Source organism: Pseudarthrobacter sp. NPDC092419 (assembly GCF_044755045.1).
Taxonomy (GTDB): Bacteria; Actinomycetota; Actinomycetes; order Actinomycetales; family Micrococcaceae; genus Arthrobacter.
On record NZ_JBIVQF010000003.1, the window covers coordinates 271,968 to 291,908 of the forward strand.

Annotated in this window: 19 protein-coding genes and 1 pseudogene; 9 read left to right on the forward strand and 11 right to left on the reverse strand. The window is 67.3% G+C overall.

Annotated features, from left to right (window positions below):
• Positions 1-63: 63 nt before the first annotated feature.
• The 7 genes from ACIQC0_RS07060 to ACIQC0_RS07090 form a co-directional block, all read right to left on the reverse strand.
• Entirely contained in the window at positions 64-306 is a 243-nt protein-coding gene (locus tag ACIQC0_RS07060; protein ID WP_377215750.1) for an acyl carrier protein, read from the reverse strand.
• The gene (locus ACIQC0_RS07065; RefSeq protein WP_400533669.1) at positions 303-1,634 is read right to left on the reverse strand and encodes a 2-oxo acid dehydrogenase subunit E2; all 1,332 of its coding nucleotides are present in this window, start codon (positions 1,632-1,634) and stop codon (positions 303-305) included. The genes ACIQC0_RS07060 and ACIQC0_RS07065 overlap by 4 nt, the downstream gene beginning before the upstream one ends.
• Positions 1,627-2,607 carry an alpha-ketoacid dehydrogenase subunit beta gene (locus ACIQC0_RS07070; protein ID WP_400533672.1) on the reverse strand — a complete coding sequence of 327 codons (981 nt, stop codon included), beginning with the start codon at positions 2,605-2,607 and terminating at the stop codon, positions 1,627-1,629. The genes ACIQC0_RS07065 and ACIQC0_RS07070 overlap by 8 nt, the downstream gene beginning before the upstream one ends.
• Positions 2,608-2,609: 2 nt before the next feature.
• Positions 2,610-3,620 carry a pyruvate dehydrogenase (acetyl-transferring) E1 component subunit alpha gene (gene pdhA / locus ACIQC0_RS07075; protein ID WP_400533674.1) on the reverse strand — a complete coding sequence of 337 codons (1,011 nt, stop codon included), beginning with the start codon at positions 3,618-3,620 and terminating at the stop codon, positions 2,610-2,612.
• Positions 3,617-5,416: an acetate--CoA ligase gene (gene acsA, locus ACIQC0_RS07080; protein ID WP_400533677.1), complete on the reverse strand. Its 1,800-nt coding sequence runs from the start codon at positions 5,414-5,416 to the stop codon at positions 3,617-3,619. Before acsA ends, pdhA begins: the two co-directional genes overlap by 4 nt.
• A gap of 12 nt (positions 5,417-5,428) precedes the next feature.
• Positions 5,429-6,175: a glucose 1-dehydrogenase gene (locus ACIQC0_RS07085; protein WP_400533680.1), complete on the reverse strand. Its 747-nt coding sequence runs from the start codon at positions 6,173-6,175 to the stop codon at positions 5,429-5,431.
• Between the two features lie 114 nt (positions 6,176-6,289).
• Positions 6,290-6,712, reverse strand: a complete 423-nt coding sequence (locus tag ACIQC0_RS07090) for an Hsp20/alpha crystallin family protein (protein WP_377215756.1) — start codon at positions 6,710-6,712, stop codon at positions 6,290-6,292.
• Positions 6,713-6,946: 234 nt separating this feature from the next.
• On the opposite strand from ACIQC0_RS07090, the gene ACIQC0_RS07095 reads away from it, so the two are divergent.
• The 4 genes from ACIQC0_RS07095 to ACIQC0_RS07110 are packed head-to-tail and all read left to right on the forward strand — an operon-like array spanning position 6,947 to position 10,347.
• Complete coding sequence (locus ACIQC0_RS07095; RefSeq protein ID WP_400533683.1) at positions 6,947-7,303, forward strand: SPW repeat protein; 357 nt, start codon at positions 6,947-6,949, stop codon at positions 7,301-7,303.
• A 15-nt stretch (positions 7,304-7,318) separates the two neighbouring features.
• Positions 7,319-7,657 (forward strand): CU044_2847 family protein, encoded by a 339-nt coding sequence (locus tag ACIQC0_RS07100; protein WP_377215758.1) that lies wholly within the window; start codon positions 7,319-7,321, stop codon positions 7,655-7,657.
• Positions 7,658-7,669: 12 nt separating this feature from the next.
• Positions 7,670-9,025, forward strand: a complete 1,356-nt coding sequence (locus ACIQC0_RS07105; RefSeq protein WP_377215759.1) for a phosphoribosyltransferase family protein — start codon at positions 7,670-7,672, stop codon at positions 9,023-9,025.
• Positions 9,022-10,347 carry an erythromycin esterase family protein gene (locus ACIQC0_RS07110; protein ID WP_400533687.1) on the forward strand — a complete coding sequence of 442 codons (1,326 nt, stop codon included), beginning with the start codon at positions 9,022-9,024 and terminating at the stop codon, positions 10,345-10,347. The genes ACIQC0_RS07105 and ACIQC0_RS07110 overlap by 4 nt, the downstream gene beginning before the upstream one ends.
• On the opposite strand, the gene ACIQC0_RS07115 is transcribed toward ACIQC0_RS07110, so the two are convergent.
• Positions 10,344-11,363, reverse strand: a complete 1,020-nt coding sequence (locus tag ACIQC0_RS07115) for a LacI family DNA-binding transcriptional regulator (RefSeq protein WP_400533690.1) — start codon at positions 11,361-11,363, stop codon at positions 10,344-10,346. The genes ACIQC0_RS07110 and ACIQC0_RS07115 overlap by 4 nt on opposite strands.
• A gap of 109 nt (positions 11,364-11,472) precedes the next feature.
• Here ACIQC0_RS07115 and ACIQC0_RS07120 point away from each other — a divergent pair, with 109 nt between their 5' ends.
• The 4 genes from ACIQC0_RS07120 (at position 11,473) to ACIQC0_RS07135 (ending at position 16,125) form a co-directional block, all read left to right on the forward strand.
• On the forward strand, positions 11,473-12,594 hold the full coding sequence (locus ACIQC0_RS07120) for a Gfo/Idh/MocA family oxidoreductase (protein ID WP_400533693.1): 1,122 nt from the start codon (positions 11,473-11,475) through the stop codon (positions 12,592-12,594).
• Between the two features lie 2 nt (positions 12,595-12,596).
• A complete protein-coding gene (locus tag ACIQC0_RS07125; RefSeq protein WP_400533917.1) occupies positions 12,597-13,382 on the forward strand; it encodes a TIM barrel protein in 786 nt (261 codons plus the stop codon).
• 80 nt (positions 13,383-13,462) lie between these two features.
• Positions 13,463-13,948, forward strand: coding sequence for a hypothetical protein (locus ACIQC0_RS07130; RefSeq protein WP_400533696.1), 486 nt, complete (start codon positions 13,463-13,465; stop codon positions 13,946-13,948).
• A gap of 110 nt (positions 13,949-14,058) precedes the next feature.
• Positions 14,059-16,125 (forward strand): bifunctional polysaccharide deacetylase/glycosyltransferase family 2 protein, encoded by a 2,067-nt coding sequence (locus ACIQC0_RS07135; RefSeq protein ID WP_400533698.1) that lies wholly within the window; start codon positions 14,059-14,061, stop codon positions 16,123-16,125.
• A gap of 15 nt (positions 16,126-16,140) precedes the next feature.
• Here the strand turns inward: ACIQC0_RS07135 and ACIQC0_RS07140 are convergent, their stop codons facing one another.
• Positions 16,141-17,235, reverse strand: coding sequence for an alanine racemase (locus ACIQC0_RS07140; RefSeq protein ID WP_400533701.1), 1,095 nt, complete (start codon positions 17,233-17,235; stop codon positions 16,141-16,143).
• A gap of 157 nt (positions 17,236-17,392) precedes the next feature.
• Positions 17,393-18,763: a prealbumin-like fold domain-containing protein gene (locus ACIQC0_RS07145; protein ID WP_400533704.1), complete on the reverse strand. Its 1,371-nt coding sequence runs from the start codon at positions 18,761-18,763 to the stop codon at positions 17,393-17,395.
• A gap of 367 nt (positions 18,764-19,130) precedes the next feature.
• On the opposite strand from ACIQC0_RS07145, the pseudogene ACIQC0_RS07150 reads away from it, so the two are divergent.
• Positions 19,131-19,522 (forward strand): annotated as a pseudogene (locus tag ACIQC0_RS07150) (SDR family NAD(P)-dependent oxidoreductase).
• 26 nt (positions 19,523-19,548) lie between these two features.
• Here the strand turns inward: ACIQC0_RS07150 and ACIQC0_RS07155 are convergent.
• Positions 19,549-19,776 (reverse strand): SHOCT domain-containing protein, encoded by a 228-nt coding sequence (locus ACIQC0_RS07155; protein ID WP_377215766.1) that lies wholly within the window; start codon positions 19,774-19,776, stop codon positions 19,549-19,551.
• Positions 19,777-19,941: the final 165 nt, after the last annotated feature.

Sequence of the window (19,941 nt, forward strand, 5' to 3'; positions counted from 1 at the left end):
AACGTGAATCCGCCGTTAACGCCGTGGGAACGTTACCGGTGGGTTAGGCCCCGGGGCGCAGTGCTAGCCGTGCGCTGCGATGTAATCCACCAGCCCGCCGACGGTAGCGACCGAAGGATAATCCTGTTCCGGTATGTCGACTCCTGTGTCCCGGGCAACCGTCTCGATCAGGCGGAGAAAATCGAGCGAATCCAATTCGAGGTCCTGTCGCAGCCGAGCACCGGCTGCGAGGTCGCCGGGCCCGACGTCGGGCGCTACCTGGCTGAGAGCCGACTGGACTGCGGTTCGTGCTTCCTGCTGGGTCATAGCTCCTCCGGGGTCTGCAGCAATTCGTCAATACGGGCAAGAAAGCGGCCGCCGCGCAGCCCGTTGCTCACGCGGTGATCGGCGGAAAGGGTGGCGGTGGCTGCGTGGCGGATGCCGAGCATGCCCCCGTTCGCCCAAGGCTGCTCCACCACCCTGCCGAAACCGACCATGGCCACCTGCGGGGGATAGATGATGCCGTATACGCTTTCCACGCCGAGATCGCCCAGGTTCGTAACTGTGATGGTTGGGTCGGCCATTTCCGCACGCTGGAGCCGTCCGGCCCGGGCCCGTTCCACGAGGTTCCGCAACTGTTCCATCAAGTCATCGAGCGCCAGCGTGTCCGCATTCCGCAGGGCGGGGGCAACCAGTCCGCCATTCCGTAGCGCAACAGCGACGCCGAGATGGACATCGCTGCTGGGACGGAAGGCGCCGTCGGTATAGAAGCCGTTCATCTCCGGCACCTCCCTGGCCGCCAGCGCTGCTGCTTTCAGCAGCAGGGCGGACGGGACCAGCCGCGAGGCGAGCGCACGCTGCCGGTTGGCCGACTGCATCCACGCCATGGCCGCCGCCAGATCCAGTGTGGTTGAGAGGTAGTAGTGCGGAATTTCGGTCTTTGAGCGGGACATCAGTGCGCCAATGGCGTTCCGGAGTGTTTGCGCTTTCCCGCCGGCACCGGCGGCGCGCCGGACATCAGCTTCCTTCACGGCGCCGTCCGGCCCGGTGCCCGTCAGTGCCTGCAGGTTGACGCCAAGCTGCTCCGCCAACCGCCGTGCCAGCGGCGAGGAACGCACGCGATGTGCTCCTGCAGCAGCAGGGACCTTTGCCGGCGGAAGAGGCCCGGGGGCTTCGCCGTGCGGCGCCCCGGTGACGTGGGCGGACGCGGCGCGTTCGACGTCGGCCCTCGTCACCTCGCCGTTCTCGCCGCTGCCGCTGATGCGGCCGACGTCGACCCCCAGCGTATGCGCCAAATGGCGCATGGGCGGAGGTAACGTGGCACCCGTTCCGCCACGCCGGTCCCCGTGGACGGGGTGGGCGGCCGGCTTCCCGGCGCCGGGAGCGGGCAACCCTGACGGGGGTGGCGGGACTTCAGCCGGGGTGGCGGTTATCCGGGCAATCGGCGTGCCCACTTCCACGGTGTCGCCGATATCCACCAGGAACTCGGCCACCACGCCCTCGTCGAAGGACTCGATGTCCATCACGGTCTTGTCGGTGTCCACCACGGCCACCAGATCGCCCTTGTGGATGTAGTCGCCGGGTTGCACCAGCCACTCCACCACTTTGCCGTGCTCCATGTCTGCACCAAGGGACGGCATCCGGAAATCAGCCATGGGTTCCCACCACCTTGCGGACGGCAGCGGCGATCCGGTCCACGGAAGGCAGCGCAGCCACCTCGAGATGCTTCGCATACGGGACAGGCGCTTCCACGGTACACACCCGTTCCACGGGGGCATCGAGGGCATAGAAGGCGTGCTCGCCGATCCTGGCACTGATTTCCGCGGAGAGGCTGCCGCTGCGCCAGCCTTCGTCGACGACCACCGCGCGGTGGGTCTTCTCGACGCTGCCGAGGATCGTCACCTCGTCGAGCGGACGCAACGTCCGCAGGTCAATAACCTCGGCGTCCGTTCCTTCCAGGGCCAGTTGGTCTGCAGCATCGAGGACGGCGGGCAGGGTGCCGCCGTAGGTGATGAGGGTAACTGCGGTTCCCGGGCGCCGGACCGCAGCCTTGCCGATGTTTACCGGCCCTGCGCCGTCGGGCAATTCGCCGGCGACGTTATACAGCGAGCCGTGCTCGAAGATCAGGACCGGGTCCGGGTCCTCGAGGGCCGTCCAAAGCATTCCACGGGCGTCCTCGAGGGTCGCCGGAGCCAGGATGCGCAGCCCTGGAATGTGTGCGTACCAGCCCTCCAGGCTGTGCGAATGCTGCGCCCCCAGTTGCCTTCCCGCGCCGGTGGTCATCCGAACGACCAGCGGGACGTTGAACTGTCCGCCGGACATGTGCAGCAGCGTGGCGGCATTGTTAATGATTTGGTCCAGCGCCAGCAGACTGAAGTTGACCGTCATGATTTCGACGACGGGACGCATTCCGCCCAGCGCCGCGCCGATGCCGGCGCCCACGAACCCGGACTCTGACAGCGGCGTGTCGCGTATGCGTTCGGGCCCGAACTCTTCCAGCAGGCCCAGGCTGACGGCAAAGCTGCCGCCGTAGCGGCCCACGTCCTCGCCCATGAGGAAAACCCGGTCGTCACGCTGCAGCGCCTCACGTAAGGCTGCACGGACCGCTTCCCTGTAGGTGGTCTTCATCCTCAGGCCCCGCTTTCCCCGGCTGCGCTGCGCTCGCTGTAGACGAAACGTTCCAGGTCCTCCACGGGTTCAAGGGTGCCCGCTTCGGCGAATTCGACGGCGGCACCAACCTCGGCATCGACGTCGGCCTGCAGCGCCGTCCACTCCTCCTCGGGGAGCTGGCCAGCGGCCTCCATCGCAGTCTTGAGCAGCTGGATGGGATCCCGCTCCATCCATCGCGCCACCTCTGCCTTCTCCCGGTACAACTCGGGATCGAACATGGAGTGCGCCCGGAACCGATACGTGCGAAGTTCCAGGAAATGCGGGCCGCCGCCTGACCGCACCGCATCCACGGCACGGCGGGCAGCTTCCTGGACTGCCAACACGTCCATGCCGTCCACCGACCAGGCCGGGACCTCGTAGCCGGCAGCCTTAAGCGCCATGTCCGTTTGCGATTCAGACCGGACCAGCGCAGTGCCCATGGCGTAAAGATTGTTCTCGCAGCAGAACAGCACGGGAAGCTGCCACAGCGCTGCAAGGTTCAGGCTTTCGTGGAACTCGCCTTCGGCCACAGCTCCCTCACCAAAGAAGCAGGCGGTTACCCGTCGCCGCCCGGACATCTTGTCGGCGAGTGCCAGCCCGACGGCAAGCGGCAGTCCTCCGGCCACAATCGCATTTCCGCCGTAGAAACGGGTGGCGGCGTCGAAGAGATGCATGGAGCCGCCCCGACCTCGGCAGCAACCTTCCACATGCCCGTACATTTCAGCAAGGATGGCGCCGGCGGATACGCCCCGGAGCAGCGCATGCCCGTGTTCCCGGTACGTGGCCACCACTGCGTCCCCGGCTGCGAGCGTTTCCAGGACGCCGGCCGCCACTGCCTCTTCGCCGATGTAGACATGCAGGAATCCGCGGATCTTGGCGGCGCTGTAGAGCTCGATGCACTTTTCCTCAAGGCGCCGTACCCGCAGCATCTGCCGCAACAGGTGGCGGGCTTGCTGCGGGTCCGGGACGCCCGGCTCACGAAGGGAGTTCATGGCCTTCGGCTCCCTTGCTCCAACGTTGATAAGTCTCCTTCCGGCAGCCCCAGCTCGCGTGCCTTCAGGAGCCGGCGCAGTATTTTTCCGCTGCGGGTCCTGGGCAGGCCCGTGGTGAAGTCGAGCAGCCGCGGAGCGACAGCAGCGCCGAGCCGCTTCCGGGCGAACCCGATGATTTCGAGGCGGAGGTCATCCGACGGCTGGTTGCCTGCCTTCAGTTCTATAAAGGCCTTTACAACTTCGCCTGCCACCGGATCAGGAATTCCGATCACGCCGGCTTCGGCGACCGCCGGGTGCTCCAGGAGGCAGCTCTCCACTTCAAAGGGGCCGATCAAGTGGCCTGAAGACTTTATGAGGTCATCTCCACGGCCCACGAACCAGAAGTAGCCGTCCTTATCGCGCTTGGCCAAATCCCCGGTGAGATACCAGCCGCCGGCGAAGCAGCGGCGGTAGCGCTCCTCGTCATTGAGGTAGCCGCGGAACATGGACGGCCAGCCTGGACGGAGCGCAAGTTCACCCATGGTGTCCGACTCGGTGATGAGTTTCACTTCGCCCTCCTCGATGACGGGTTTGCCTTCGGAATCCCGCGCCACCAGGGCGGCTTCGATGCCTGGCATCGGTCTTCCCATGGAGCCGGGCCGGATCGGCATTGAGGGGTAGTTTGCGATCATGATGCCGCCGGTTTCCGTTTGCCACCAGTTGTCATGAACCGGCAGTCCCAACACCTTCTGTGCCCAAACGATGGCTTCAGGATTCAGCGGCTCGCCGACGCTGGCGATGAGCCGCAGTGCCGGGAAGCCGTACCCCGCTGCCCGCTCCGCACCGGCTTTCATCAGCATGCGCAGTGCCGTGGGGGCCGTGTACCAGATGGTCACTTTCTGGTCGGCGAGAATCCGGTACCAGCGGTCGACGTCCATTTCCTCTTCATCCACGAGCACGGTGACTCCGTGCACCAACGGGGCGATGACGCCGTAAGAGGTGCCCGTCACCCATCCCGGGTCGGCGGTGCACCAGTAGACATCATCGGGGTGGAGGTCCAGCACGAACCGGCCGGTGGCATAGTGCGCCACCACAGCTTCGTGGACATGGATCGCGCCTTTGGGGGTTCCGGTGGTTCCGCTCGTGAAGTGCAGCAGGGCCACGTCCTCAGGCTGCGTCGGCGCGATCCCGGCCGCAGGGGCCGCCGATGCCATAAGCGCCTCGAGGTCCAGGGTGCCGGGCTCCGGCGCCCCATCGGCGTCGGTCAACAGTATGTAGCGGAGGTCCGGCAGGTCCGCCCGTACCGGCGCCACCTTTTTCCGGTACAGGGCCTTGGTGGTGACCAGGACCTGCCCGGTCCCCAGTTGCAGCCGCTGGCGTATGGGGTCCGGCCCGAATGCCGAGAAGAGCGGACAGACGACGCCCGCGTTCTTAAAGGTGCCCAGCATGGCAATGTAAAGCCCGGGGCACCGGGTTAGAAGCGTGAAGACCCGGGCTCCCGCCTGTACGCCAAGGCCGCGGAGGACAGAAGCAAACCTGCTGCTTTGGAAGGCCAGTTCCGAGTACGTCAGTGAGTAGGTGCTGCCGTCGGCCCGGATGAAGCGCAATGCTTCCTTCCTGCCCTGGGACCCGATGGCATGGCGGTCAGCCGCTTCGTACGCGATGTTGAGGCCACGGCCTCCGGGCAAGCCGGACAGTCCGCGCCTGGCCTGGTCCCATGAGAAGGTCTTGCGCGTTGCCTCGTAGTCCGCAAGATACGGCTGAACCTTCAAGACGCCGGCATTCTTTCGCCGATCGTCGTGTTGCTGGCCGGTCATCTCCACGGCTTCCTAGCCCTCCGTTCGGGGTGTGACGGTGCCTGCCGTGTCACCGCCATCGATCACGAACTCGGCTCCGGTGATGAAGGAGGCTTCGTCGGAGGCCAGGTAGAGCACCAGGGCGGCTACCTCGCCGGGATGGCCGACCCGGCCCAGCGCCACGTGGCTCATGTCGGTGGCCAAGCCGGCAGTCATCGGCGTGGAAATCACCCCCGGGTGAATCGAATTGACCCTGATCCCATAGTGCCCCAGATCCAGGGCTGCGCTCTTGGTCAGGCCCCGCACTCCGAATTTGGAAGCGGTGTACCCGGGGATCTGCTCGTATCCGCGAAGACCGGCTATCGAGGAGACGTTCACGATGGAGGCGCCTTTCCCTTCCTTCAGTGCCGGTATGGCAGCCTTGATCCCGTTAAAGACGCCGGTCAGGTTAACTCCGATCACGGCGTTCCACTGCTCGATCGTGTAGTCCTCAATCGACGCAAAATTCACTATTCCGGCGTTGTTCACCAAGGTATTCAGGCCGCCAAAGGTGCCCACCGCTGCCTTGACCGCGTTTTCCCAGTCCTGAGGGCTTGTAACGTCCAAATGGACGTAGAGCGCCCCGGATCCCAGCCGCCCGGCAACTTCCTTCCCCTCTTCGTCCAGCACATCGGCGATGACCACACGGGCGCCTTCTCCGTGCAGCCGCGTCGCCACAGCGGCTCCGATACCGCGGGCTCCTCCGGTGACCAGTGCTACTTTGTCGATGACGCGTTCCATGGCGTACTCCTTTTTTGTCGTGGGCTGGCCAGGACCCGGCGGGCTGGGGTGGCCGCAGCCACCGCCGGTTCCGGCCCGGTTATGAATGGCCGGCGGCCGGCGGACCAGTCGGCCTTAGCTCCTGCTGATGGGAATCTTTGATGACGCTGGCTGCTTTTCCTGTTCCGGCAGGGGGGCGCGGACCTCAAGGACGCCGTCCTTGTACGAAGCCGTCACCTGGCTGTCGTCTACGCCGTCAGGCAGCGGAATCCGGCGAACGAAAGAGCCGTACCGGAATTCCGAACGGTACGTGTCCTTGTCCTTGTGTTCCTTTTTTTCTTCCCGCTTCGCCTTGATCACCAGGGTGCCCTGGGACACTGCCACATCGACGTCCTTGTCAGGGTCGATGCCCGGCAGTTCAGCCCGCACCACCACCGTGTTTCCGTCGATGACCTCCTCCACCCGGATTGCCGAACTCCCCAGTTCGCTGTCAAAGAGCCGCTCGAGCACGTCCAGGGGAGAGTGACGGGTGTCGAACCACTTCATCAGGTCAGTCATGTCATGCCTCCTGTCAGGATTGGACCGGACGCGCGTAACCGTCCGGCACTTCCACAATCCGCCGTCCAGGCCATGGGATCCAGAGCCAAAAGTCCCCTTCGCGGGCCGGGACGGGAACAGGTCTTTCTGCCCTGTTGACCGTACCGGCCGAAGCGTTGACTTGAATCGCGGGCCCGACCGCCCGCGCACGGGAACGCACAGGGCGTGCCCGTGCCCCAAGGAAGGGGACTATCAATGAAAAAGTGGTATCGGTGGCAGGACTATGTGGCCGTCGCCGCCGGACTCTTCACGGCCGCCGCGGTCCTTTTCACCCGGCAGGAAGGCATGTCCGCCACGCTCATGCTTGTCCTGGGCGGGCTCTTGGCCGTCAGCGGCATCGTAAACCTGGCCATGCCCGGAACGCCGGCGATGGAATATGTGCAGGCCGTCCTGGCCGCCGCCCTTGTCCTTTCGCCATGGCTGGGGTCTTACGCCTCCGCAACGGGGGCAGCCTGGACGTCATGGATCGCAGGGGCTGTGGCCCTGGCGGTTACAGCGGCCGCCATCCGGCCAAGCACCGCGGCCCACCACAACATGCGCATGTCCCACTAGAGGAGGCAGCCCGCCATGACTGAGGTGTTGCGGTACGAAGTGGGCTCCGGGACCATCCTTGTCGAGGCTGAGGACAACAGCTACGGCGTGGACCATCCGGCCCGCAACGAACAGGGGATCCTGGACACGGGCAGGCGGCTGGAGGATGCCCTCGCCAGTGTCCGCCCCGCCGCCCATGCCGCGCTGGAGGCCATGGCGGAACTCACCCCTGAGCAGGTGGAAATCGAATTCGGCGTGAAACTGGTCGGGGACGCCGGGGCGATGATTGCCAAAAGCACTGCCGACGCCCATTTCGTCCTTCGCATGTGGTGGACTCCCGAGGCGGCTTCACCGCACGGGGAAGAGACCCCCTGAGAGGACGACGCGATGTTCGAGTTCCTGGACAGGGCCGACGCGGGCCGGCGGCTTGGACAGCGGCTGGCCGGCCTGCGGGGCCGGGACGTGGTGGTGCTGGGCCTGCCCCGCGGCGGAGTTCCGGTGGCGTTCGAGGTGGCCAAAGCCCTAGACGCCCCGCTGGACGTGATTATGGTGCGGAAACTGGGCGTTCCGTTCCAGCCGGAAGTGGCCATGGGCGCCATCGGCGAGGGCGGTGCCCGGGTCCTGGATGAACGTGTCCTTTCCCTGGCCCGCGTCACGGAAGAGGACCTGGCCGCCGTTGAAAAGAATGAACGCCAGGTGCTGGAGGACCGCACGGCCCGCTACCGGCAGGGGCGCCCGCCCATGGACCTGCGCGGCAGCACCGCCGTGGTGGTGGACGACGGCATCGCCACAGGTTCCACCGCCCGGGTTGCGTGCCACATTGCCCGGCAGCTCGGTGCGGCCAGGGTGGTCCTGGCCGTCCCGGTGGCTCCGGCGCGTACCATCCCCTCACTGACGGAGGCGGATGACGTCGTGTGCCTGGCTGCCCCCCGGAACTTCCAAGCCGTGGGCTACTACTACCACGACTTCTCGGCAACCGAGGACGACGAGGTGGTGCGGTTGCTCGACGACGCCGAACGCCGGCTTCGCCTCGTCCGGGACGGCAGGCAGGAAGCCAACTTGCAGGCTGAAGGGGCTGAGGAAGAGGTCGAAATTCCGGCGGGAGCAGTCCGGTTGAGCGGGAACTTCTACCGCCCTCCGGGCTGCCAGGGAATTGTGATCTTCGCCCACGGCAGCGGCAGCAGCCGGCACAGCCCCCGGAACAGGTTTGTGGCGTCGGTCCTTCATGATGCCGGCCTGGGAACGCTGCTCCTTGACCTGCTCACCCCGGCGGAGGAAGTGGACCGCAGCAACGTGTTCGATATCGCCCTGCTGGCGCGCCGACTGGGGTCGGCCACGGGCTGGGTGGATACAAGGCAGGACGGCTGGCAGGGGCGCATAGGCTATTTTGGGGCGAGTACCGGAGCCGGTGCCGCGCTCTGGGCAGCAGCCGAGCCGGGGGCCAACGTCGCAGCGGTCGTATCCCGGGGCGGCCGGCCTGACCTTGCGGGGGCACGGCTTGCCGCCGTGCGGGCCCCCACGCTCCTGATCGTCGGTGGCGCCGATCCGCAGGTGCTCACCCTCAACCGGCAGGCCCAGTCCCTGATGCGGGCCCCCACGCGCCTGGAGATCGTTCCCGGGGCCACCCATCTCTTTGAGGAGCCGGGAACGCTTGCCCGGGCGGCCGAACTCGCTGCCGGCTGGTTCAGCCATTACCTTCTCCCGTCCGCTGAAGCGAATCCAAACACGGAGGTGCGGCAATGAGCGGCCCGGTCGCCGACGAGGATGCGGGTTGGGGCCCCGAACAGGCGGAAATCCGTGCCCTGGCAAAGCCGCTGAACACCCCCCGCGATCTTGACGGGCTGGTCAGGCTGGCCGGGTCCGCCCGGTTCGTGTGCCTGGGCGAAGCGTCGCACGGTACCCATGAGTACTACCGCTGGCGGGCACTGCTCAGCCGGCGTCTCATTGAGGAACATGGCTTCACATGGATCGGAGTGGAGGGCGACTGGCCGGACTGCTGGCGCATCAACCGCTGGGTCCGCGGGGAAGCGGACCAGGAGCTCGACGCCCGCCAGCTGCTGGCAGGCTTTGAACGTTGGCCCACGTGGATGTGGGCCAACCACGAGGTGGCCGCGTTCCTGACCTGGCTCCGTGAATGGAACCTCGGTCTGCCCGGACACCGGCGCACCGGGTTCTACGGGCTTGACGTCTACTCTCTTTGGGATTCCCTCCGGGAGATCTTCAACTGGCTTGGCGCCAACGCGGCGGACGCGCTGCCCGCGGCATTGCGCGCGTGGCAATGCTTTGTGCCTTTCCGCGAGGACCCGCAGCGGTACGCCTGGAGCAACCGCCTGGTTCCGCAGCCCTGTGAGGAAGATGTGGTGGCCCTGCTCGCCGAGGTGCACCGCCGCACGCTTGGGCGGACGCATGAGGATCCCTCGGCGTTCGACGCCGTGCAGAATGCCATCGTCGCTGCCAACGCTGAACGCTACTACCGCACCATGATCCGCGGCGACCAGCAGTCGTGGAACATCCGCGACCATCACATGAGCGACACCATCGGCAGGTTGGCCCGCCATCACGGCTTCGGATCCAAGGGACTTGTCTGGGCACACAACACCCACGTTGGGGACGCGCGCGCCACTGACATGGCCGACGACGGCATGGTTAACATTGGCCAGCTGGTGCGCCAGCGGCATCCGGGAACCTCAGTCCTGGTCGGCTTCTCCTCGTTCACCGGCTCGGTCACCGCGGCCCCGGCCTGGGGTTCACCGGAACAGGCCATGGACGTCCCCCGGGCGGCGCCCGGCAGCCACGAGCAGATCCTCAACCAGGCGCTGGCCGGGCCCGCCGCGCTCGTGTTCGATTCCGACCGGTCCGGACCATGGTTGTCCAGTTGGCGCGGCCACCGGGCCATCGGGGTCGTGTACAACCCGGACCGGGAGCGGGGGAACTACGTCCCCACAGTCATGGGGAAGCGGTACGACGCTGTGGTCTGGTTTCCACGGACCATGGCGCTACGTCCGCTCCACCACGAGCACCGGCCGACCGAACCTGAGCTGGAAACTGAACCGACCGGTTTCTAGGTCCGGCGGAAGCCTGCCCTGTCCGGTAGTCGCGGAGCCGCCGTCGTTCGCCGTACCACCAGGTGCGGCGTTTGGACCAGGCGCTCCGGCGGGACCACGCGCTCCACCCGGTCGACGGCGCGGTCCACGGCCGCCGCAGCCAGCAGCGGGGCGTCCTGGCTGACGGAGGACAGCTGCACGTAGCTCAGCCTGGCGAACTGGCTGTCGTCGTATCCCAGCACTGAGACGTCGGACGGGACGCCCAGCCCGGCGGCCCGTAAGCTCTCCATGACGCCCAGCGCGCACCGGTCGTTGAAGGCGATCACCGCCGTCATCCTTTCCGTGGGCAACAAAGGCCCCGCACTGATGCCGTCCTCCTCGGTAGGCCCGCCGGGAACGGTGACGGGATCGAGGCCGCGGCGCCGCATCTCCGCGCCGAAGGCCTCCCGCCGCTTGTCCGCGGATACCGCCGTTCCGCCGTCCACATGCACGATATTGCGGTGGCCCAGCCCTGCCAAGTGGTCAACGGCCGCCCGGATTCCCGCCTGGTCGTCGCTGCTCACCGAATCGACGGAAGGCACGACGTCGTCACGCAGCAGGCTGACCACGGGCACCTGGGCGGCCAGCCGGGTCAGCTCCTGGTCGCCGAGGGTGGGGGAGACGAGGATGAGTGCCTCCGCGCCGACGTCGAGCAGTGCCTCAGCGGCGCGGCTTTCGGTGCGTCCGCTGGCAACGGCGCCCAGCGCGATCTCGTAGCCTTTGGCGGAAACCGCCGCATACGCGGCGTCAACGATCTCGGCGTGGAACGGCTGGGAGCTCGAGAAGCTCAGGCCCAGTAGCCGTGTCCGGCTGCTGCGCAGCAGCCGCGCGCGGGAGTCCGGCCGGTATCCCAATTCCCGGGCCGCTGCCAGTACCTTCTGCCGCGTACCCTCCGAAGCGCCGGGGGCGCCGCGCATGACGATGGACACCAGGGCCCGAGACACTCCGGCGGCCTGGGCCACGTCCATCAGGGTGGCGCGGCGATGCTGCTCCGTCATCTTTCCTCCTCGTTGGGAAACAGTCTATAGAACGATCTAGACACGGGTCGTGAGCCGTGCCATAGTATCTTCACTAGAACGATCTAGTCTTCCCACAGCAGGAGTATTCATGCCCTATCTTCAGCACCCTGTCAGCGCCGACAGGCCGGTCCGCATCGGACTGGTCGGGGCCGGCTGGATTGGCACCTTCCATGCCGAGTCCGTCGCCGAGCGTATTCCGGGCGCCCGCCTTGAAGCCATTGCGGACCCGGCGCTGCCTGCCGTGCAGGCCCTCGCGGACCGGCTGCGCGTGGCGAAGATCAGCACAGACCCCGCGGACGTCCTTACCGACCCCGAGGTGGATGCCATCATGATTGCCGCCCCCGCCCGGTTCCATGCAGCGCTCATCGCGGACGCGGCACGTGCCGGCAAGCACGTTTTCTGTGAGAAGCCGGGCGGCCGGACCATCGAGGAGCTGGATGCCGCCCTTGACGCCGCCGAGGCATCCGGCGTGATGGTCCAGTTCGGCTTCAACCGCCGGTACGCCAAGGATTTCGCAGCGGCGCGGAAACTCATCGACGACGGTGCCGTGGGCCGGCCCCAACTGCTCCGGTCGCTGACCCGCGACCCCGGCACCGCCGCAGGTATCGCCAATCCTGAACGGATTCCGCCGGGCACCATCTTCCTGGAAACCCTGATCCATGATTTCGACACCCTGAACTGGCTGAATCCCGGGGCGGTCCCCGTTCGGGTCCACGCTGTGGCCGACGCCCTGGTGGCCCCGGAGCACAGGGGCACGGGGCTGCTGGACACCGCCGTTGTGACCATCACCTACAGCAACGGTGCAATCGCCGTGGCGGAGGCCAACTTCAACGCCCTCTACGGGTACGACGTTCGCGGCGAAGTGTTCGGTTCCGCCGGCATGGTCACGGCCGGCGGTCCCCAGGCATCCAGTGCCACCACCTACACCGCCGCCGGTATCGGCTCAGATACGGTCCGGCTCAACGTGGATCTCTTCCATGACGCCTACACCGCCGAATTGGCGCACTTTGTCGACGGCGTGAAGACCCGCCGCGACGGGAGGCCAGACGGCGCCCCTGCACGCCCGGGCGGTGCAGATGCCCGCAACGCCCTGGCGGTGGCACTGGCCGCCGCCCGGTCAGCCGAGTCCGGGTTGCCGGTGGACGTCGGCTCCATTGCCGGGCTCCGCGCCGCCGAACCTGAACTGCAGCCGGCTGGAGGGGAATCGTGAGCATGCGCCTGGCAGTGTGCGCGGAGATGGTCTACGGCGACCTTCCCCTGATCGAGCGCGTCGTCCGTATCCATGAGCAGGGTTTCGACATCGAGCTCTGGGATACGCGGGGACGCGACATCGCGGCCCTCGCCGCCACCGGCGCCCGATTCTCCTCGATGAGCGGGTACTTCGGCGGCAGCCTCACCGATCCGGCCAGCGCCGATGAAGTGGTGGCCTCCGCGGAGAAGCTGGTGCCGGTAGCCCTTGAGCTGGGCGTGGAGCGTATGGTGGTCCACCCCGCTGAGCTCGGGGAGGGCGGCACGGCAGTCAACCCGGTCCTTCGCTCCACCGGTCAGATGTGGCTCACCGGACTGCGGACCCTGGAGCGGCTGGCTGAGCTCGGGGCAAAATACGGGGTCACGTTCGCGCTGGAGAACCTCAACACGATCGTGGACCACCCGGGCATTCCGCTGGCGCGGGCCAAAGACACCCATGCCCTCGTGGCTGCTGTGGACCACCCCAACGTCAGGATGATGCTGGACCTCTACCACGCCCAGATCGGCGAGGGGAACCTGATCGAGCTGGTGCGCACTGCCCTGCCGTTCATCGGTGAAATCCAGGTGGCGGACGTCCCGGGCCGGTTCGAGCCGGGCACCGGCGAAATCAACTACCGCGCGGTGGCGGAGGCCCTGTGCGGGGCCGGATACGGCGGAGTGGTGGGCCTCGAAGCCGGAGCCGCCGGAGGCCCGGGAGTGCCGGCCGGAGACGCCGCCCTGGCTGCGTTCAGGGCCGCCTTCGAAAGCTGAGCCGGGCAGCGCTTTAACGGCGGAACGGGCCAATCGACTAAGATTGATGCTCGATGCCAGCCTCTAAAGAGCCGCCCCTCATGCCAGGTCCCGCCTCGAGCGGACCGATCTTCGTCGACGCCTCGGGGCGGCGGCTGCGCAGGATCAAGCTCCTCGGCCTGGCTGCGCTGACCCTTGTAGCAGGTTACGTTGTCCTGCTGGTGGTCGCGCTGGCCGGTGGGCCCAACGTGGGCGCGCCCTACCTGCCGCGGCTGGGCGGACCGGCTGCCATCGAGGTTCCGGCCTCCGCGCCCAAGCCCAAGCCCGTACCCGTTAGGCCCGCGGGTGAGGCCGCCCCGGGCAGTGCCGGCGCTCCGGTCCCCGCGGTCCAGGCGCCTGGCCCGGCGGCTGAGGCGCCGCCGTCGTCCGCTCCTGCTCCGGCTCCGTCCGCACCTGTGGCAACAGGCCCGGCCCCTGAGCTGCCGGGATCGGCTGGCACCCCCCGGGGCACCGATGCGGTGGATCCGGGAATGAGCGGAACGGCGCCCGGGCAGGCCACCAAACCCACCCAGCCCGCCCGCCCGTGATGCTTCGACGCCAGGACAATCGCGATGCGCCGCGCCCGCTGAGGGCCCACTGGTTTATCCTGCTTGCTCTCCTGGGCGGGCTGGCACTTGCTCTTACCGTCCAGGGCTACATGCACCACCTCGGCGGCATCGGCCGGCCGGACGCGCCCGTTGCGGGTCCGTCATCCTCCGTGCCAAAGGACGTGACCCAGGGCGGACCCGTCATCGACGCCCGCGGGGGAACAGTGCGCACGGTCAGCCCGCCGGAGGGGACCCTCGCACTGACCTTCGATGACGGTCCGGACCCCGCCTGGACGCCCCGGATCCTGGACATCCTCCGGAAACACAACGTCCGCGCCACCTTCTTCGTGGTGGGATCCGCTGCGATCGAACACCCGGACCTCGTGCGCCGGATCGTCGCCGAAGGGCACGAGATCGGTGTCCACACCCTGACCCACGCCGATCTGGGCAGTGCACCGGAGTGGCGGCAGCAGCTCGAAATCCAGGCGGACCATCAGGCCATCGCGGCCCTTACCGGGCGGACCCCAACCCTGCTGCGGCCGCCTTTCAGCTCCGGGAACGCGGAGGTGTCCGACGCAACCTGGGAAGCCATCCAGGCTGCCGCGGACCAGGGCTACCTGACCGTCCTGTCCAGCAGGGACAGCAAGGACTGGCAGCGACCTGGCGCAGACGTCATCGGACGCAACCTCGCCCCCTCCAGCCGCGGCGGCGACGTACTGCTCATGCACGACGGCGGCGGCGACCGCAGCCAGACGGTCGCTGCACTTGATTCGTCCCTGGCGCAGTTCGCGGACCAGGGCTTCCGGGTCACCTCGGTGGGCGACGCCATCGGCATCACCAGCATGCGTGAGGCCTCCACCGCGGACCGGACCAGCGGCACTGCATTGTCCTGGGGCATCCGGCTCAGCGACATTCTCATCACCCTGGTGTCGTGGGGCCTGGTGGCGGCCGGCGTGGTCACGTTCATCCGGGCGGCCCTGGTGGTGGGCGTGGCCGCGCGGCACAACCGGGCGGCCCGCCGCCTGCGTGCCGCCGCGCGCGGCAGGCGCCGGACGGACGTCGTGGTCAGGCGGGAAGTCACCGAGCCGGTCACCGTCATCGTGCCCGCCTACAACGAGTCTGCCGGCATCGAGGCCGCCGTGCGCTCCATTGCGGCATCAAACCACCCGGTGGAAATCATCGTGGTGGACGACGGCTCCACCGACGGGACGGCCGGCCTGGTGGACGCCATGGCGCTGCCCGGCGTCAGCGTGATCCGCAAGGACAACGGCGGCAAGCCCTCCGCCCTGAACGCCGGAATCGCCGCGGCAAGCCATAACATCGTGGTGATGGTGGACGGCGACACCGTGTTCGAACCGGACACCGTCCGCGCACTCATCCAGCCGTTCGCGGAACCCCGGGTGGGTGCCATCTCCGGCAACACCAAGGTGGCCAACCGGGGCGGAATCCTCGGCGCCTGGCAGCACATCGAGTACGTGGTCGGGTTCAACCTGGACCGCCGGCTGTTCGACGTCGCCGAGTGCATGCCGACTGTTCCCGGTGCGATCGGTGCGTTCCGGCGCGAGGCCCTGCTCGCCGTCGGCGGCGTCAGCAACGACACCCTGGCCGAGGACACCGACCTGACCATGGCGCTGTGCCGCGACGGGTGGCGCGTGGTCTACCAGGACGACGCCCGCGCCTGGACGGAAGCCCCGGCCAGCCTCGGGGCGCTCTGGAAGCAGCGGTACCGCTGGTGCTACGGCACGCTGCAGGCGATGTGGAAGCACCGCGGAGCCGTCTTCCAGCGGGGCGCTGCCGGGAAGCTCGGCCGGCGCGGCCTGGGCTACCTGATGGTCCTCCAGGTCCTGCTGCCGCTGTTCGCGCCGGTGGTGGACGTCTTCGCGCTCTACGGCCTGATCTTCCTCGACCCGGCCAGGATAGCCCTGCTCTGGTTTGTCTTCCTGGGCGTCCAGCTGCTCATGGCCGCCTACGCGTTTAGGCTGGACAATGAACCGCTCCGGCCGCTCTGGACCCTGCCGCTCCAGCAGTTCGTCTACCGGCAGGTCATGTACCTGGTGGTCATCCAGTCCGTGGTCACCGCCCTCGCCGGGGTGCACCTGCGCTGGCACCGGATGGAACGGTATGGCAGCCTGAAGGTGCCGCCCGCGGAAAATACCTCCACCCGCGCTCTGGTTTAGTCCACCCCGGATGTCCTAACGGTTCAGGCCCCGGGCCGCCACGCGCCAGCGGTCCACCACGGAGCCGCCGCTGACCACGGCCACTTCGTCCACGAGGTTCACGGCCACGCAGACATGGTTCGGTACCACCCGAAGCCGCTCACCCAGGGCGGGCAGCTCCACATCCGCCGGCCACTGCACCGTTGCGTGGTGTTCGGACAATGCCGAGACCCGGGCGTCGGGGTAGTCCAGGAGCCGGCCGAAGCCGGTGGCCCAGGCGGGACGGTCCCCGCCCAGGATCTTGCTGCCCGAGTCCAGGACGATCCGGCGCGGTGCGGCGCCGCCGTCGTGCCGGCTCACCACCGTGGCGGCCACCGTCAGGGCAATGTCTTCCGGGGCGCAGCGTTCCAGTTCCAGCTGCTGGGCGTCACCAAAGACGTAGACACCGGGACGCACCTCTGTTGCTTGGGCCGGTGCGGTCAGCATGGCCGTGGGGGTGGATCCGCCGCTGAGCCGGGAAATCCGGAACCCGGCGGCTTCAAGCAGCCCGGCGGCGGTGGTGAGGGCGGCGCCTTCCTGCCGGGCCGCCGCCGCCGCCATTCCGGGCGCATAGCTGTGGCCGGGGAACGTGAAGACACCGGTCACGCGCAGCCCGGCGTTCGTCGCCGTGCGCGCCACGGAGACGGCATCCTCCGGCAGCACTCCGCTGCGGTGGTGGCCGCTGTCGATTTCCAGCAGCACCTCCACCAATCCGGCCGCATCACCGAGCGCTTCGCCCATCGCCGCTGCGCCCTCAGCCGAGTCGACGCCCACCGATACCGCCACCGACCCCGCCAGCCGGCGCAGCCGCTCCGCCTGGGCCGGCCGGACCCACAGGGGATAGGCGATGAAGATGTCCTGCACGCCGTCCGCCGCAAACACCTCCGCTTCACCCAGCGTGGCCACCGTGAGTCCCGCGGCCCCCGCGGCCAGCTGCAACCGGGCGATCTCCGTCATCTTGTGCGTCTTGGCATGCGGCCTCAGCTGCAGGCCCTTCCCGCCCACCGTTTCCGCCATCCGGGTAATGTTGCGGGCCAGGACGTCCCGGTCGATGAGGATTTCGGGCGTCTCGATGTCCGCCGGGATGGTCATGGCAGGCTCCTCCTGGAGATGTTCGCGGTGCGGTTCAATGCCGCGGAAGCGGGCCGCGCTCAATCGGGCACAGTGCAGAGGCAAGCGTACGACGGCGGGAGGCCCCGCCGTCGCCGTCGTACGCTCCACTGTGTCAGGGGTGCTGGAATCCGCCCGCTTACTGCGGGATGGTCACCCCGGCGGTGTGGCTGCCGTAACTCTGGTCATCAAATGCTGCCCCGCCCAGGCCGCACAGCTGCGCTGCGGTCATGCCGGACGGCGGTGCACCCAGCGACGTCTTCGCCGGTGAGCTGCCGTCCAGTGTGACCTGGCTCGGGTAGAGCGAGTTCGTGGCTTCGCTGCAGACAAGCACGATCACCTTGAAGTCCCTGGGGTTCACGAACGTCAGGGCAACAGTTCCGCCCGCGCCGACGACAGCCTGCTGGGGTGCCGCTGTGTCGTGGCCCGCCGGCGTGGTGGTCTCCACCACCCAGTAGTTGCCGATGGGCACATTGGTGAAGGAGCAGGTTCCCGCAGCACTGGTGGTGCAGGTGGTGGCCGGGGTTACCGCAGTGTCCTCGGCTCCCATCGCAGTGCCCACGGGGGCAAAGTCGTTGTAGAGCGTGAAGACAGCACCCTGCAGTGCGGAGGCCGGACTGTCATCGTTCACCTTGGTGATGTTGATGGTTCCGCACCGGGGCGCCCCGGCACTGATGGGCGCGATGAAGTCCTTGACCGCGGACGTGAATGAATCGGAGGACCGGCTCTTCAGGTATGCGGACGCGAACGGCTGGCAGGTGTTGGCCGGGATGATGCCCGAATCCGTCAGGTTGATGGCGGCCTCACCGAAGGTGCGCACGCTCAGGGTCCGCGGTGCGTCCGGAGCGATCGGGTCCACGACCTCCACGGTGTTGATGGAGCCTTCAAAGAACCCTGTCAGCGCGTTTACCGTGCCCCAGCAGGGGAGGGTGTTCGAGGCTTCGCAGTCCGTGCGGGGGTTTCCCGTGGTGATCCATTCGTGGTAGCCGAGGCTGGGGTTGACGCCGCCCTGGGAGAGGTCGTACTTGACCAGGATGTCACCGGCGGTGCGGACCGGGGTGACGCCGTTGGCGGATGTCACCTTCGACTGGTTGAACTCGAAGTCCATGTTGGTGGTGCCATTGGGTTCCTGGACGCGCTCCCATGCCAGGTAGAGGAAGTCCTTGCCGCCCTCCTGGGTCATTTTTGTATAGAACCGCAGGAGGTCGCTCTTGTTGTTGGGGATGGAGCCGTTGACTACCGTGGGAACAGCATCGTCCTCTTTGGTGCCGTTGCCGAACGAATTATCGCCCTGCCCGGTGGGAAGGTCGATGCCGCAGCCGCCGGTGGTGACGGAACAGTTTATTCCCGCGTTGGCCCAGTCCATGGCCTCATCGTTGACTACCAGGTTGCCGTCGCCGGTGTCGAAGCCGCTCCCGGCCAGGTTTGCCTGGGAAGCCGGGGCGCCGCTGAGGGCAAGGGCGAGGACAGCCACGGTCACGCCAATTTGGGCCCGAATTTTTGTATGCATGATTCACTTCCAGAGAGTACGGAAGAAAGTGTTCACCGGACCCAGTGTCCGGCGGATGCTGCCCAGCCAGCGCAAGGGGTGCAGCTGTACGGTGCGTCCGGAAAAGGGCCCGTGTAGTGAATCCGGTGAGAAGAGGAATCGCCGGGGGCGCGGTCCCGTCGCAAACGCGTCAGATGCGCCTGCACGTGATGGCGCCGGCAAGGCGCCGACCCGGCCGTTGCCGGGTCCCGCGGACTGCTCTGAGTGAAATCCGTGGCGAGGAAGTCTCAACCCCCGCGCACATCCTAGTCCCGGCCCCCACCGGGCAACAAGAACTTTTTAAACCCTGGCCATGGCCGGAGCCTTCAGCGGCAGAAGAGCCGGCATCATGGACAGCTTCCAGCCGGTGCACGAACTCGACGACGAAACCTGGGACCTCGTGTTCAACATCAACGTCACGTCCCTCATGCGGCTGATGCGCGCAACCGTGCCCCTGATGCTGGAGGCCGGCTACGGCTCGGTGGTCAACGTGACCTCGGAAGCGGGCCTGCGCGGATCCGGGTCAACGCCGTGGCTCCGGGCGGCACCCGGACCAATATCCACGCAGAGTTCAAGACCCAACTGGGGGCGGAAGTGCTGGGCCCCTACATGCAGGCGAACGTGCCGCCCATTGCCGAACCCGAGGAACTCGCTGCCGGCATCACGTTCATGCTGAGCCGGGACGGGACCAACATCAACGGCGTGGTCCTGGCATCGGACAACGGCTGGAACGCGGTGTGACAGACGCCGTCCGACGCTGGCGGTCCTTAGCGGCTGCGCAGCACCGCCAACCGGTTTTGGTACTCGGCCTCGTCGATCTCGCCGCGTGCGAACCGCTCCGCCAGCAGGTCTTCGGCGCTGCGTGACGGCGGGGCCTGGTAGTGCTGATGCCCGGGAGCGCGCAGCGAGCGGGCCAGCAGGACAACGCCGGCGATGATGGCTCCCCAAAAGATGAGCATGCTGATGCTCATCATGATGTAACCCCAGATCCCCATGTCACCGCTCCAGCCATACATCATTTCGGGACCTCCGCCCATTCGGGGACGGGCTTGCTGCCCGTCGTGTGTACTTCCACTATTGCCGGTGGGCGGGCGCCGGGGCAGGGGCGAAGGTCCCCTGCTGGAACCGGATCCGCCACTGCCCCGGGACCGACCGGAAGG

Bases quoted from the DNA above. Each gene is read 5' to 3' on its own strand.
- ACIQC0_RS07130 (WP_400533696.1), top strand. From the start codon at position 13,463: ATGCCAGGTCCCGCCTCGAGCGGACCGATCTTCGTCGACGCCTCGGGG.
- ACIQC0_RS07060 (WP_377215750.1), bottom strand. From the start codon at position 306: ATGACCCAGCAGGAAGCACGAACCGCAGTCCAGTCGGCTCTCAGCCAG.
- ACIQC0_RS07145 (WP_400533704.1), bottom strand. From the start codon at position 18,763: ATGCATACAAAAATTCGGGCCCAAATTGGCGTGACCGTGGCTGTCCTC.
- ACIQC0_RS07065 (WP_400533669.1), bottom strand. From the start codon at position 1,634: ATGGCTGATTTCCGGATGCCGTCCCTTGGTGCAGACATGGAGCACGGC.
- ACIQC0_RS07070 (WP_400533672.1), bottom strand. From the start codon at position 2,607: ATGAAGACCACCTACAGGGAAGCGGTCCGTGCAGCCTTACGTGAGGCG.
- pdhA (WP_400533674.1), bottom strand. From the start codon at position 3,620: ATGAACTCCCTTCGTGAGCCGGGCGTCCCGGACCCGCAGCAAGCCCGC.
- ACIQC0_RS07125 (WP_400533917.1), top strand. From the start codon at position 12,597: ATGCGCCTGGCAGTGTGCGCGGAGATGGTCTACGGCGACCTTCCCCTG.
- ACIQC0_RS07100 (WP_377215758.1), top strand. From the start codon at position 7,319: ATGACTGAGGTGTTGCGGTACGAAGTGGGCTCCGGGACCATCCTTGTC.
- ACIQC0_RS07110 (WP_400533687.1), top strand. From the start codon at position 9,022: ATGAGCGGCCCGGTCGCCGACGAGGATGCGGGTTGGGGCCCCGAACAG.
- ACIQC0_RS07135 (WP_400533698.1), top strand. From the start codon at position 14,059: ATGCACCACCTCGGCGGCATCGGCCGGCCGGACGCGCCCGTTGCGGGT.
- ACIQC0_RS07085 (WP_400533680.1), bottom strand. From the start codon at position 6,175: ATGGAACGCGTCATCGACAAAGTAGCACTGGTCACCGGAGGAGCCCGC.
- ACIQC0_RS07090 (WP_377215756.1), bottom strand. From the start codon at position 6,712: ATGACTGACCTGATGAAGTGGTTCGACACCCGTCACTCTCCCCTGGAC.
- ACIQC0_RS07115 (WP_400533690.1), bottom strand. From the start codon at position 11,363: ATGACGGAGCAGCATCGCCGCGCCACCCTGATGGACGTGGCCCAGGCC.
- ACIQC0_RS07095 (WP_400533683.1), top strand. From the start codon at position 6,947: ATGAAAAAGTGGTATCGGTGGCAGGACTATGTGGCCGTCGCCGCCGGA.
- ACIQC0_RS07120 (WP_400533693.1), top strand. From the start codon at position 11,473: ATGCCCTATCTTCAGCACCCTGTCAGCGCCGACAGGCCGGTCCGCATC.
- ACIQC0_RS07105 (WP_377215759.1), top strand. From the start codon at position 7,670: ATGTTCGAGTTCCTGGACAGGGCCGACGCGGGCCGGCGGCTTGGACAG.
- acsA (WP_400533677.1), bottom strand. From the start codon at position 5,416: ATGACCGGCCAGCAACACGACGATCGGCGAAAGAATGCCGGCGTCTTG.
- ACIQC0_RS07155 (WP_377215766.1), bottom strand. From the start codon at position 19,776: ATGGGGATCTGGGGTTACATCATGATGAGCATCAGCATGCTCATCTTT.
- ACIQC0_RS07140 (WP_400533701.1), bottom strand. From the start codon at position 17,235: ATGACCATCCCGGCGGACATCGAGACGCCCGAAATCCTCATCGACCGG.